The sequence below is a fragment of the Microbacterium oleivorans genome (assembly GCF_013389665.1).
Lineage (GTDB): Bacteria > Actinomycetota > Actinomycetes > Actinomycetales > Microbacteriaceae > Microbacterium > Microbacterium oleivorans_C.
In genome coordinates this window covers 1333809-1346548 of sequence record NZ_CP058316.1, presented here as the reverse complement: position 1 = coordinate 1346548, position 12740 = coordinate 1333809, and the positions used below count along the sequence as shown (strand labels likewise).

General features: G+C 70.8%; 9 protein-coding genes. 3 read left to right on the top strand and 6 right to left on the bottom strand.

Going from position 1 to position 12740, the window contains the following annotated elements; translation table 11 throughout:
• The first annotated feature begins 192 nt into the window (after window positions 1-192).
• Both HW566_RS06485 and HW566_RS06480 read left to right on the top strand, forming a co-directional pair.
• Window positions 193-1023, top strand: a complete 831-nt coding sequence (locus HW566_RS06485) for an NAD-dependent epimerase/dehydratase family protein (RefSeq protein ID WP_178011395.1) — start codon at window positions 193-195, stop codon at window positions 1021-1023.
• 11 nt (window positions 1024-1034) lie between these two features.
• The gene (locus HW566_RS06480) at window positions 1035-2540 is read left to right on the top strand and encodes an apiosidase-like domain-containing protein (RefSeq protein WP_178011394.1); all 1506 of its coding nucleotides are present in this window, start codon (window positions 1035-1037) and stop codon (window positions 2538-2540) included.
• 113 nt (window positions 2541-2653) lie between these two features.
• Here the strand turns inward: HW566_RS06480 and HW566_RS06475 are convergent, their stop codons facing one another.
• The 4 genes from HW566_RS06475 to HW566_RS06460 form a co-directional block, all read right to left on the bottom strand.
• The gene (locus tag HW566_RS06475) at window positions 2654-5248 is read right to left on the bottom strand and encodes a glycoside hydrolase family 78 protein (protein WP_178011392.1); all 2595 of its coding nucleotides are present in this window, start codon (window positions 5246-5248) and stop codon (window positions 2654-2656) included.
• Window positions 5249-5253: 5 nt separating this feature from the next.
• A complete protein-coding gene (locus HW566_RS06470) occupies window positions 5254-6162 on the bottom strand; it encodes a carbohydrate ABC transporter permease (protein ID WP_178011390.1) in 909 nt (302 codons plus the stop codon).
• Window positions 6163-6172: 10 nt separating this feature from the next.
• Window positions 6173-7054 carry a carbohydrate ABC transporter permease gene (locus HW566_RS06465; RefSeq protein ID WP_178011389.1) on the bottom strand — a complete coding sequence of 294 codons (882 nt, stop codon included), beginning with the start codon at window positions 7052-7054 and terminating at the stop codon, window positions 6173-6175.
• Between the two features lie 79 nt (window positions 7055-7133).
• Complete coding sequence (locus HW566_RS06460) at window positions 7134-8441, bottom strand: ABC transporter substrate-binding protein (RefSeq protein ID WP_178011387.1); 1308 nt, start codon at window positions 8439-8441, stop codon at window positions 7134-7136.
• A gap of 209 nt (window positions 8442-8650) precedes the next feature.
• Here HW566_RS06460 and HW566_RS06455 point away from each other — a divergent pair, with 209 nt between their 5' ends.
• On the top strand, window positions 8651-9664 hold the full coding sequence (locus tag HW566_RS06455; protein ID WP_178011385.1) for a LacI family DNA-binding transcriptional regulator: 1014 nt from the start codon (window positions 8651-8653) through the stop codon (window positions 9662-9664).
• A 10-nt stretch (window positions 9665-9674) separates the two neighbouring features.
• On the opposite strand, the gene HW566_RS06450 is transcribed toward HW566_RS06455, so the two are convergent.
• Together HW566_RS06450 and HW566_RS06445 are read right to left on the bottom strand one after the other, a co-directional pair.
• Window positions 9675-10943 (bottom strand): MGH1-like glycoside hydrolase domain-containing protein, encoded by a 1269-nt coding sequence (locus HW566_RS06450; RefSeq protein ID WP_178011383.1) that lies wholly within the window; start codon window positions 10941-10943, stop codon window positions 9675-9677.
• On the bottom strand, window positions 10940-12739 hold the full coding sequence (locus tag HW566_RS06445) for a hypothetical protein (RefSeq protein ID WP_178011381.1): 1800 nt from the start codon (window positions 12737-12739) through the stop codon (window positions 10940-10942). Before HW566_RS06445 ends, HW566_RS06450 begins: the two co-directional genes overlap by 4 nt.
• Between the last annotated feature and the right edge of the window lies 1 nt (window position 12740).

Sequence of the window (12740 nt, the reverse complement as noted above, 5' to 3'; positions counted from 1 at the left end):
TCAAGATTCGACCCGGGGGAGGGTGGGGCCGTGTGCATCAAGGATGCCATCTGAGCTCGATGGCGGAGCCGGGCGGGCACCGGGTCCGGCAGTGACGTTCGCCATCCGACCTCCCAGGTAAACAATCTTCACTATAGAATGATTATGCACCGGCGCACCGCGCCGAAACCAGACCGGATCAAGGATGTGGCGATGACGATCGGCGTGACAGGCAGTGGCGGGAAGCTCGGTCGGGCGACGGTCGAGCGGCTGCGCTCGGACGGGCACGACGTGGTGGGGTTCGACACGGTGGGCACCCCTGGGCCCGGCTTCACCCGGGTCGACCTGGCGGACTACGGGCAGACCCTCGACGCGATGCTGGGCGTCACGGCCCGGCACACCGGGCTCGAGGCGCTGGTTCACCTCGCCGCGATCCCCGTCAACGGTCTCGTGCCGGACGCGGCGACGTTCCACACCAACGTCGCGATCACCTTCAATGTGCTCTTCGCTGCCCACCGCGCCGGCATCCGACGGGTCGTGTTCGCCTCGAGCATCACCGCCATGGGCTTCCCCTTCGACGAGGCGCCGCCGGCTCTCCCCGTCGACGAGACCTACAGCTCGGCCAACAACACGTACGGGCTCGGCAAGGTCGTCGAGGAGGCGATGGCCGCACAGATGGCGCGCTGGGGCGAGGACGCCTCGATCACCGCGCTCCGGTTCACCAACGTCGTCGCCCCCGACGAGTACGCCACCTTCGAGCGCGCGGGTGAGCCCGACTACCGCCGCGACCTCCTCGGATCGTGGATCGACGCGCGCGACGGGGCCGCCGCCGTCGCCCTCGCGCTCGCCGCCGCCCGCCCCGGATTCGCCGTCTACAACGTCGCCGCGCCGACCTCGGGTACGCGGGACGCATCGCGCGCGGTGGCGCAACGCTGGTTCCCGGGCACCCCGGTGGCGGACGATCTCGGCGAGTTCGAATCGCTAATGTCGACGCGCAGGATCCAGCGCGAGCTCGGCTTCCGCGCCGAGTACGACTGGCGCTGAGCGGCGTGCCGATGATCGACGCGGCGCGGGTGTACGCCCCCGTCGAGCTGGCGTTCACGGGTCCGGCGCGGCCGATTCCCGCCTCGCGCACCCCCTTCACCCTCGAAGCCCGCCTCGGCGACCGGTGTCTGCGGATCCCCGGGTTCTGGGACGGCGGCACGCGCTACCTCGCCCGCTTCCTCCCGGAGGAGGCCGGGGAGTGGTCGTGGTCTACGGCGAGCGAGGCCGCCGAGCTCCACGGCCGCACCGGCACGGTCGTCGTCGCCGGCACCGCGGGACGCGGCCCGGTGCGCGTGGCCGATCGCTTCCACTTCGCCCACGCCGACGGCACCCCCTACCGGCCGGTCGGGGCCACGGTGTACAACTGGCTCCACCAGGACGACGAGCTGTTCGCGGCGACGATCGATGCGGTGACGCAGGCGCGCTTCACGAAGCTCCGCTTCCTCGTCTTCCCGCAGGCCGGCGACTACGTGGAGCATCATCCCGCGCTGCTGCCCTTCGAGCGCGGCCCCGCCGGTTGGGACGTCGACCGGCCGAACATCGCGTTCTTCCGCCGGCTCGACGCCGCCGTCGCAGTGCTCGGCGAGCGAGGCATCCAGGCCGACATCCTCATCCTCAACGCATACGACGGTGGCCGCTTCGGCCTCGACGGGCTCACCGAGGAGCAGGACGCCGCGTACCTGCGCTACCTCGTGGCGCGGCTCTCGGCGTTCCCGCACGTGTGGTGGTCGCTGTGCAACGAGTTCGACCTCCTCGACCGACCCCGTTCGCGCTGGGACAGGCTGGGGATGCTCCTGGCCGAGAGCGATCCGCACGATCACCTGCGATCGATCCACAACTGGATCGAGCTGTTCGATCACAACCGGCCCTGGATCACCCACGCGTCGATCCAGAACGGCCACGTCACCACCGAGCTCGGGCGCGCGGGCCTGTACCGCGACGCCTACGACAAGCCGGTCGTGCTCGACGAGATCAAGTACGAGGGCGACATCCCCGAACGCTGGGGCCACCTGAGCGCGGCGGAGCTCGTGCATCAGTTCTGGGTCGCGACGGTGTCGGGATGCTACGCCTCGCACGGCGAGAGCTTCGCACTCCCCGGCGGGAGCCTGCACATCGTCGAGGGGGGACCGCTCGTCGGGCGGTCCCCGCAGCGCCTGGCCTTCCTCCGGCAGGTGCTCGAGGACCTGGTGATCCCCGGCATCGACCCGATCGACAAGTGGGACGACCCCGAGCACGTCGGCGGGGTGGCGCGTCGCCAGTACCTGCGCTATTTCGGGCGCTCCGCGCCGGACAGGTGGCGATTCCGGCTGCCGCAGGCGACGAATGTGGGCGAGCGACTCGAACCGGGCGACGCGTTCGCGGTCGACATCATCGACACCTGGAACATGACGGTCGTGCCCGTGGCGCGCCGTTTCGTGCTCGAGGACGTGCAGCGCAACGAGGCGTTCGCTGCGGATGCCGTCGAGCTGCCCGCGGGCGAGGCGATCGCGCTGCGCATCACCCGGCTGTGGGACTGAGCGCGCCGGGTCGTTCGTGATCCGGTGCGCGTGCGCGACACGACCTGGTTGACGCGGGCGCGCCCGATCGCGGGCGCGCCCGATCTGTGCGCATCGGACCCGCCCGATAGCGCTCAGGCGCGCGGAACGGTGCGCAGGTGCACCCCGTGCCCGAGCTCTTCGACCGGGGCCCCGGGCAGCTCGAGGACCGCGGTCGCACCCACCGGAACGGTGAGCTCGACGCGGAGCATCGTCCCCTCGACGCGCCACGAGATGGCTGCCTCGCCGTAGGGCGTCCGGTGGCGTGCCCCGGCGTGCGTCAGCCCGCCACCCGGCTGCGGCGCGAACCGGATGCGGCGGTACCCCGGCTCGGCGGGTGCGAGCCCCGCGACGACGCGGTGCATCCAGTCGGCCACGGCGCCCAGGGCGTAGTGGTTGAACGAGGTCATGGTGCCGGGGTTGACGGTGCCGTCGGGCAGCATCGAGTCCCAGCGTTCCCAGACGGTGGTCGCGCCCATCCCCACCTGGTATAGCCACGAGGGGCATTCACGCTCGAGCAGCAGCGCGTACGCCGCAGCGACCTCCCCCTCCGAGCTCAGCGCGTCGGTGACGTACGGCGTGCCGACGAACCCCGTCGCGATGCGGTTGCCCGAGGCCTCGACCAGTTCGGCGAGGCGACGGGCCGCAGGCCGGCGGAGGTCGGCGGGCAGCAGCTCGAAGCGCAGCGCCACGGCGTAGGCGGTCTGTGCGTCGGAGGTCATCCGACCCTCCGGTTCGACGTAGCGCCCGATGAACGCCTCACGGATCTCGTCGGCCAGGCGACCGTAGCGCTCGGCCGCCCCGGCATCGCCGAGGACGCCGGCCATCCGTGCGACCAGACGCGCCGACAGGGCGAAGTAGGCCGTGGCGACGAGGTACTTGTCGGTCATGCCGGCGGCCGGATCCTGCGGCGGGGCGGCGGGGTCGAGCCAGTCGCCGAGTTGGTAGCCGGTGTCCCACAGTCGCGAGGGGCCGGCGATGTCGGCGATGAGGTCGACCCAGCCCCGTGCGCTGTCGAACTGCGCGCGGAGGACCCCGGTGTCGCCGAAGCGCTCGTAGAGCGTCCACGGCACGACCGTCGCCGCGTCGCCCCACGCCGCGCCCGGGCGCATCGGCGTCCACATGGTGTCGGCCGGGATGACCGGGACGTACCAGGGCACGGTGCCGTCGGGCAGCTGCTCGGCGGCGAGGTCGCGCAGCCACCCCGCCAGCATCCCCGAGCTGTCGAACAGGAACGAGGCGGTCGGGGCGAACATCTGGATGTCGCCGGTCCATCCCAGCCGCTCGTCGCGCTGCGGGCAGTCGGTGGGGATGTCGACGAAGTTGCCGCGCATGCCCCACACGACGTTCTCGTGCAGGCGGTCGAGGTCGGGCTCGGACGAGGTGAACCAGCCGGTGCGTTCCAGGTCGGTGTGGACGACGCGGGCGACCAGGGCGCCCGCGGCGACGTCGGCGTCGAGGTCGCCGGGCCAGCCCTCGACCTCGACGTAGCGGAAACCGTGGAAGGTGAAGCGCGGCTCCCATTCCTCCGCCTCTTCGCGGCCGGCGAAGGTGTACCGGTCGGTGGACGCCGCGTCGCGCAGCGGGCGCCGGTAGAGCTCGCCGTCCTGCAGCACCTCGGCGGTGCGGAGCGTGACCACGTGGCCGGCTGCGGCGCGGGCGCGCAGCCGCACGACGCCGGTGAGGTTCTGCCCGAAATCGAGCACACGGCGCCCCGAGGGCGAGGTCAGGACGCTCACCGCACGCCGCTCCTCGGTGACGCGAACCGGTGGGGCGGTCGGGGCGACGAGGGTCGCCGGGTCGCGGCGGCGCACCTGCACGCGTCCCCAGTCGGCGTCGTCGAAGCCGGCGGCGGACCACCCGGGCTGCTCCTCGCGCGCGTCGTAGTCCTCGCCGTCGTAGATGCCCGAGGAGATGACGGGGCTCGGCGCCGCCCTCCACGAGGTGTCGGTCGCGACCGTCTCGCGCGAGCCGTCGGCGTAGGTCAGCTCGAGCTGCCCGAGGAACGACTGGTCGTCGCCGTAGACGTTGCGGAATCCGCCGCGCCACCCCAGTCGCCCGCGGTACCACCCGTCGCCGAGCCAGGCGCCGATGGCGTTCTCGCCCTCGGCGAGCAGATCGGTCACGTCGTAGGTGTAGTAGCGGAGGCGCTGACCGTACACGGTCCATCCCGGCGAGAGCACGTCGTCGCCGACGCGGCGGCCGTTGATCTCGGCCTGGTAGACCCCGTGGGCGCTGGCGTACAGACGGGCCCGCACGAGACCCGGCCGCACGCCGAACTCCGCGCGTACGAGGGAGGGCCGGCGGGTGTCGGTGAGGGGGTTCTCGTTGCGGATCGACCCGATGGGTCCCGCCGTCCAGTCCGATGGCGACAGGAGCCCGGCCTCGAGTCGGAGCGGCTCGCTCCACGCCGAGCGCTCGCCGTCCTCGCCGACGACGCGCACCCGGACCCGGACCTGCTCGCGCGAGCGCAGCGGCGCGACCGGCCAGGGGACGAGCACCTGGTCGGTCGAGGCGACGAGCCGGGTCTCCTCGGCTCCGTCGCCGCGACGGATCTCGACCTCGTACGCCTCCTGGCGCCAGAGGGCGGGGGCGCCGGTCACGATCCACGACAGGCGGGGCTCGGCCTCGCCGATCCCGATGGGCTCGCGGTGGTGTTCGGCGCGCACCGCGCGGACGGTCGTCGTCATGGCGCTCATCCCTTCACCGCACCGGCGGCGAGACCCTTCATGATCCGCTGGTTCAGGAACAGGTACAGCAGGAGGATGCCGCCCACGGTGATGCAGATCGCCGCGAACAGGGGACCGTAGTTGGTCGACCCGTACTCGCCCGAGAAGTTCAGCAGCCCGACCTGGATGGTGTTGAGGCGTCGCTGGCCGGCGAAGATGAGCGCGAAGAGCAGGTCGTTCCAGATCTGGAAGAACTGCACGATGGCCACGGTCAGGATCGCGTTGCGCATCATCGGCATGCCGATGGCGAAGAACGCGCGCACCATCGAGGCGCCGTCGATCGTGGCGGCCTCGAAGATCTCCCGGGGGATGGCACGGAAGTACGTGGCCATCATGAACACCGTCAGCGGCAGCCCGGACGCGGTGTAGATGAGGATCAGCGGCAGCAGCGAACCGGTCGCCCCGATCGTGAAGGCGGCGGTGAACAGGGGCAGCACGATCATCTGGCCCGGGATCATGATGCCCGCCAGGAACAGCAGCAGGATCGTCGCGCGCCCGCGGAACACCAGCACCTCGAGGGCGTACCCGGCGGCGGTGCCGAGGACGACGAGCAGGACGAGTGAGGGGAAGGTCACGATCACCGAGTTGACGATCGTGGTCGACAGGTTCGCCGTCTCCCACCCGGTGACGTAGTTGTCCCAGCGCCAGGACTCCGGCAGGGCGTAGGAGGGGTTGTTGAGGAAGTCGCTGTTGGACTTCAGCGAGTTGATGAACATCCAGAACAGCGGATACGCCGTGATGAGGATGAGGAACGCGATCGTCAGCAGCGCGGGGATGCGGCGGAGCCCGCGGGCGGCCGCGGCGCCGGCGCCGCCGGGACGCAGCCGGGGCGCACGGGGGGAGCGGACGGCGACGGTGTCGAGCGTGGCGGTCATGTCGGCTCCCTCAGACGGTGATGTCGCGACGCGACGAGCGGAAGATGAACAGGGTGATGACAAGGCACATGACCGTCAGCAGCAGCGCGATGGTGGAGCCGTACCCGTAGTCGCTGTACTGGAACGCGGTGCGGTACATGTACAGCGTCAGCGGCGTCGTCGAGCTGCCGGGGCCGCCACCGGTCAGGGCGAACACCGAGTCGAAGACCTTGATGGTGCCGTTGATCGAGAAGATGAACGACGCGAAGAGGATCGGCAGCGACATCGGCAGCACGATGTGGCGGAAGAGGCTCACGCCGCGCGCGCCGTCGAGGCGCGCGGATTCGATGATCTCGTCGGGGATGTCGAGCAGCCCGGAGAAGATGAGGATGCCGTAGAACCCGATCGAGCGCCAGACGTCCATGATCACGATCACGACGAACGCGGTGGTCCCGGCTCCGAGCCAGTCGACCGAGTCGAGCCCGACGTTGACGAGGAGCTCGTTGACGAAGCCGTCGCTGGGCGCGGACTGGAAGATCTTCTGGTAGAGCAGCGAGACGGCGACGGTGGGGAGCACGACGGGGAAGAAGACCAGGGTGCGCACGAGCACCGACGACTTGCGCAGCACGAAGTTGTAGAGCAGGGCGAGGCCGTAGCCGAGCACCACCTGGAGCAGCGTCACCAGCACCGCGTAGCGGACGGTGAACCAGAAGGCATCCCAGACCGCACTGTCGGCGATGAGGCGCTCGAAGTTGGCCAGGCCGGAGAACTCGAAGCCCATCAGCGGGCTTCCGGAGAAGAACGTGAGCCCGAGCGACCACACCACGGGGGCGAGCATGATCACGGTGTAGACGAGGAGGGCGGGCGTCAGCAGCAGGATGATCGCCTTGCGATCGCCGAGGACGGACTTCATCGCGGACCTTTCGGAGACGAGGAGGAGGGGGATGCGCGGGGGTGCCCTCGGCGTGCGATCACGCCGAGGGCACCGCGTCTCACGGGTTGTCGATCGCGTCCTGGACCAGGCCCATGAACTCCTCGGGGGTCAGCTGGCCGGTCACCAGCAGCGCCGCGTTGGTCGAGGAGATCTGGCTCGCCTTGGCCGGGAACAGCGCTTCGAACCACAGCACGCTGTCGGTGCTCGTGGCGATCGTGTCGGCGACCTTCTGCGAGATCTCGGGCAGGTCGGCCTCCTCGTCGGCGACGAAGCCGGTGATCTGGCCCTCCTGCAGCGCGGCGTTGCCGTAGTTCTCGGCGATGCAGCCGAGCCAGCCGGCCACGTCCTCCGAGTACGCGTCGGCGCTGAAGGTCGCGGGGAGTCCGACGTTCGAGGGGTACTGGTCGATCGACCCGGCCCCGCCGTCGACGGCCGGGAACGGGAAGAAGCTCATGTTCTCGGCGCCCACCTCGTTGCCGTCGCCGTTGATGTTGCCCAGGATCCAGCTGCCCATGTAGATCATGGGGGCCTGCCCGGTGAGGAAGAGGTTGTAGGAGCCGTCGATGTCGAGCGAGGTGACGTTGTCGCCGAAGTATCCCTGCGCGCCGAGATCGGCGATGGCCGCGGCGGCCTCCACGTACTCGGGATCGGTGAGCTTGGCCTCGCCGTCGGCGACCTTCTGCAGCGCGTCGGGCCCGACGGAGCGGAAGAGGTAGGTCGAGACGAGCCGGGTCAGCGGCCAGCCCTGTTCGCCCGACGCCGAGAACGGCGTGAGGCCTGCGGCCTTGGCCTCGCCGGCGATCGTGACGAGGTCGTCCCAGGTCTCCGGAACCTCCCAGCCGTTGTCCTCGAAGATCTGCGTGTTGTACCAGATGCCCTCGATGTTGTACTGGAACGGCAGGAAGTTGAATCCGCCGCCGTAGAGCTTCTCGATCGTCGAGACGGCCCCGGGGGCGATCTTGTCGCGCATGCCCAGGTCGGTCAGCGCCTCGTCGAAGTCGACGAGGGCGCCGGCCTCGGCCAGTCGCGCGCCCTCGGCGGGGTTGCCGCCGGCCGAGAACATCGGCGGCAGTCCGCCCTGGCTCGCCAGCAGCTGGATCTGCGCGTCGAGCTCGGCTTGGGGGACGGAGCTGACCTCGAGCGGCAGCGTCTCGTTCTGCTGGGCGCACGCGCCCTCGATCAGCGAATCGAGGACGGGCTCGGTCGTGGTGTTCTCGGAGTTCTTCAAGAACTCGAACGACGACGGGTTGTTTCCGCCGCCGCCACCGCCGCCGGAACAGCCGGCGAGCGCGAGCGCTCCCACGCTCACCAGACCGAGAACGCCGAGCAGCGGCTTGCGGAGCCGACGCGATGAAGCTGTGGACACGATTCCTCCTTGAACGGTGCGCGTCTCCGGCCGAGGTCGACGTTGAGACGTTTCAAAACAGGATGCTAGGTTGCCGCCGCACCGCTGTCAATAGTCCCGTCGTGGCGGAGAGGCGACCGATAGGACACGTTATTGAAACGTCACAATTTCTCACCGAACTCCATCCGCTGCGTTACTGTCGGATGACTGCGGGAACCGAGGAGGTCAGCGTGTCGAGAGTGGGGATCCGCGACGTCGCGGCGCTCGCCGGCGTGGCCGTCGGCACTGTCTCGCACTACCTGAACCACCCCGACCGGGTCTCCGACGAGAAGGCGCTGCGCATCCGCGGCGCCATCGAGACGCTCGGGTTCGTCCCCTCCAGTGCCGGCCGTCAGCTGCGGCTGGGAGTGAGCGCCGTCGTCGGGTACATCGCCCCGGACGTCAGCAATCCCTACTTCGCCGAGATAGCCGAGAGCGTGGAGCGACGGGCGTCGGAACTGGGCCTGAGCATCTTCCTGGCCAACTCCCATCGCAGCAAGGAACGCGAGGACGCGTATCTGAAGGTCTTCGAGGAGCACCGCGTGCGCGGGCTCATCGTCTCCTCGCACCATCCCATCGAGGAACGGCTCGAGGCGGTTCGGCTGCGAGGCACCCCGTCGGTTCTCGTGGGCCAACGCGCCCACTCCGCGCAGCAGGCCTCGGTCTCGGTCGACGACGAGGAGGGCGGTCGCCTCGTGGCCGCGCACCTGCTCGAGCAGGGGCGTCGGCGGCTGGCCTTCGTGGGCGGACCGCTCGACATCCCCCAGGTCGCGGCGCGCCTCGCGGGGGCGGGCGAGGCCGTCCGCACGGCCGGAGCGGCCACCCTCGAGATCCTGCCGCAGCCCGAGCGCACCATCGAGGGCGGGCGTGAGATCGGCGCGATCATCGCATCGCGTCCCGAGGACCTGCGCCCCCAGGGGGTCTTCGCCGCCAACGACCTCCTCGCCCTCGGCATCCTGCGAGAGCTCGCCCGGGCCGGCATCCGCGTCCCTCACGAGATCGCGCTCGTCGGATACGACGACAACGTCTACGCTCAGGCGTCGCTCATCCCGCTCACGACCGTCCGCACCCGCCACGTCGGATTCGGTGTGGCGGTGGTGGACCTGCTCTCGGACGTGCTGTCGGGTCGCGCGATCGACGAGCCGCACCGGGTGTTCCGGCCCGAGCTGGTCGTGCGGGACAGCAGCGTCTCGCCCGCGAGCTGACCGCGGCCGCTCAGAACTCCCAAACGGCCGGGCGCCCTTCGAGGAAGGCGATCATGTTCAGCACGAGGAAGTTCCAGTTCTGGAATCCGTGCGTGATGAGCGGCTCGCCGTTGTCGGGGTGGTAGTACTCGTGCAGCGAGCCGTTGGCCTCGAGGTCGGCGCCGAACAGCGCGACGGTGCGCTCCGCCAGGTCGTGGGCGTCATCGATGAACCCGTACTTGAGCAGTCCTCGGAAGACGAGGTAGTTGCTGATGCCCCAGACCGGCCCGAGCCAGTTCGAGGGGTTGTTGGAGGCGCGCAGGTCGAAGCCCTTCTCCAGCCGCGACAGCGTGCGGACCCCGTAGTTCGCGCGGAAGGTGCGGGTGTCGCGGTATCGCTCGACCATGCGCTCGGCCTGCGCCTGGGTCGCCAGCCCCGCCCACATCGGGAGGAAGCTCGACCAGTTGTCGACCCGCATCAGCAGCCCGGACCAGTGGCGCGGCGCGCCGCGGTGCAGCCAGTCGTCGGGGTCGATCTCGCGCAGCCCGATGTCGACGCTGTAGAACGTGCCGTCCCGCTCGTCCCATGAGGCGGCGTGCAGGGCGTCGGCGAGGTCTTGCGCCCGGCCACGCCACCGGTTGGCGGCGACGAGGTCGCCGAGCTCCTCGTGCAGGTAGCCTGCGGCCAGCAGCTCCCGGTAGAGCAGACTGTTGAGGAAGATCGCGGCGGTGCTGCGATCGGGGCGGTAGTAGACCGAAGGGTCGTTGTCGACCCCGACGGCGAAGTCGGTCTGCCAGTAGACGAGCCCCGTCGCGGCGTGCCGGTGGCTCTCGAGGTAGCGGTCCAGGAAGCGCTCGATCGTCGTCATGTGCGGGCGCACCCATTCGGCGCTCCCGGCCCGGCGCGACAGGAGCGCGGCGTGCTGGGCGAGCACCGGCTTGTGCATGTTCTGGCGGAACCCGCCCGCTCGTCCGGGCTCGCCGTGCTGGAGCGATCCCGCAGGGCTCAGCTGTATCGGCATCACCCCGTCGCCGTCGGTGTGCTCGAGGAAGTTCAGGATGCTGCCGCGTTCATGGGCGGCGAAGCGCCCGGGCTGGCCGGTGTCGCGTTCGACCTGACCGAGCGCGATGCTGATCGTCCAGGAGTCCCAGTCCCACAGGGCATGGGAGTAGTACGGCGAGTCCGGGTCGCTGGGCACCGTGTACGGGTGCGCGAGGATGCCCTCCGGCTCGCGCGTCATCCGCTCCGACCGGGTGCGGATGAATCCGCTCAGCTCGTCCCGCCAGCGTTCCTGCATCATCGCTCCTCGTCGAGGTCGACGCGGCGCCATGCGCCCGCCGAGAGGTCCAGGGTCGTGCGCCGGCCGGAGATCCGCAGCTCGACGCGGCGGTCGCGTCGATCGAGGTTCGCCGCGAGCACGCACCGGCCCGCGGCGGTCTCGGTCGAGAGCGCCCAGACCAGTCCGTCGGCCGTCCCGCCGCTGAGCGCCTCGCGGCCCGAGAGCGCGGTGATCGCGTCGATCGCCGCGGCGACAGGCAGCGCATCGCCCCTCGCCGTGACGATGCCGCGAGGCCCCCATCGCTCGAAGTAGGTCAGGCTCGCGACGCCGGGGACCGCGAGGGCCGCGGCGCTCGCGATCGTCCATGCCGCGAGTTCGCGGGCGCCCTGCCGCGGGTCGTCCGCGTCGATGAGGTGCGTGCCGTAGCCGCCCGCGAGGTCGGAGGCCGTGGGGCGCGGGGGCGGTGTGGTGGCGACATCGTTGACATGCGGGCGCAGCGTGATGGGTCCGACGTGCACCGGCACGCCGCCGGCGATGTCGACGGCCTGCCGGGCCACGAGGCGCTGCATCGCGAGCGATTCCACGAGCTGCTCGGTGTCGCGGCTGTGGAACAGCGGTGTGATGCTGAACACGATCCCGGCGAGGCCCGGCGGCAGGCGGTGCCGCTCGCGGTTGAGCTCGGTGAAATGGGCCCGTGAGCCGCCCACGACGGGCACGTCGATCCCGCCGTCGGCCAGTGCGCGGCGCAGGAGCGCGAGGGCGGCGGCATCCGAGATGTGACGTGCCGGCCCCGCCGGCTGGAAGGCGGTGATGCGCGCGACGCGATGCGGTGCGAGGGCCGCGACGACGTCCGCGAGCACCGCGCCCGATGCGGCGTCGGGGACGTCCGGCAGCGGCGAACCGGCGGGCGGAGCCTCGGCGGGCAGGACGATCCGCACGTCCAGCGGCGCTCCCGCCGATGCGGCTCGCGCCAGTGCCCGCGGCCACCCCGGCCAGGCGAGGTCGAGCTCGACGAGCGTGGTCGCGACCGCCGCGTCCCGCGGGGCTGCGATGGTCGGCGGCGCCGGGTCGGGTGCGGTCGAGGTCCCCAGCCCGATGGCCGGCAGGGGACCGCACGGCTGCAGCTCGATCCGTGCGTCGTCGGCGGTGGCGGATGCCGGCGCCAGCGCGTCCGCGGTGATCGTGATCGCCTGCATGACGCGTTCGCCGGCTTCGAGGCGGTAGGGGAAGGGCAGCGAGAGGGGCCGGCTGTAGACCTTGAACGAGGCGTCGGTCCAGTTGCGCTGATCCTCCATCTCGAACACGTCGCCGTCGAAGGCCAGCCCGATCGCCGCGCCGTCGTCCCGCCAGCGCAGGGTCGAGATGTCGGCCACCGGCTGGTGCGGGCTGATGGCCGCCGGAAGGATCGCGTCCGAGGTGCTGCCGTCGCCGTGGCCGACGGTCAGGCGCCTGCCGGCGGCGTTCGGGGGGATGAGGGCGACCAGGCCCGTGCGGTTCGTGTCGACCTGCCGCGCCGTCTCGAGATCGCACAGCACGAGGAGGCTTCCGGCGCGCGCCTCGGCCCGCACGCTGCCGCCCCAGTGCGCGCCGTCCTCGCGTGAGCGCACGTGCAGGGTCAGGCTCGTCTCGGTGCACACTGCGCGGTCCACGGCGAGGGCTGTCGTGTTCCAGTCGCGGTCGCGGATCACGGCGCGCACGCTCCGGAGCACGCATCTGCCGCCCCAGCGGATGTCGGCGAACTCATCGTCCCGCACCTCGAACTCCCACGGGCCGATGCGGTGGTGATCGACGCCGTCGCGCGCCCAGGTCGACGTCATC

What these genes read in the sequence shown, in the direction of transcription:
- HW566_RS06480 (WP_178011394.1), top strand. Translation starts at nt 1,035, where the DNA reads ATGATCGACGCGGCGCGGGTGTACGCCCCCGTCGAGCTGGCGTTCACG.
- HW566_RS06475 (WP_178011392.1), bottom strand. Translation starts at nt 5,248, where the DNA reads ATGACGACGACCGTCCGCGCGGTGCGCGCCGAACACCACCGCGAGCCC.
- HW566_RS06445 (WP_178011381.1), bottom strand. Translation starts at nt 12,739, where the DNA reads ATGACGTCGACCTGGGCGCGCGACGGCGTCGATCACCACCGCATCGGC.
- HW566_RS06465 (WP_178011389.1), bottom strand. Translation starts at nt 7,054, where the DNA reads ATGAAGTCCGTCCTCGGCGATCGCAAGGCGATCATCCTGCTGCTGACG.
- HW566_RS06485 (WP_178011395.1), top strand. Translation starts at nt 193, where the DNA reads ATGACGATCGGCGTGACAGGCAGTGGCGGGAAGCTCGGTCGGGCGACG.
- HW566_RS06470 (WP_178011390.1), bottom strand. Translation starts at nt 6,162, where the DNA reads ATGACCGCCACGCTCGACACCGTCGCCGTCCGCTCCCCCCGTGCGCCC.
- HW566_RS06450 (WP_178011383.1), bottom strand. Translation starts at nt 10,943, where the DNA reads ATGATGCAGGAACGCTGGCGGGACGAGCTGAGCGGATTCATCCGCACC.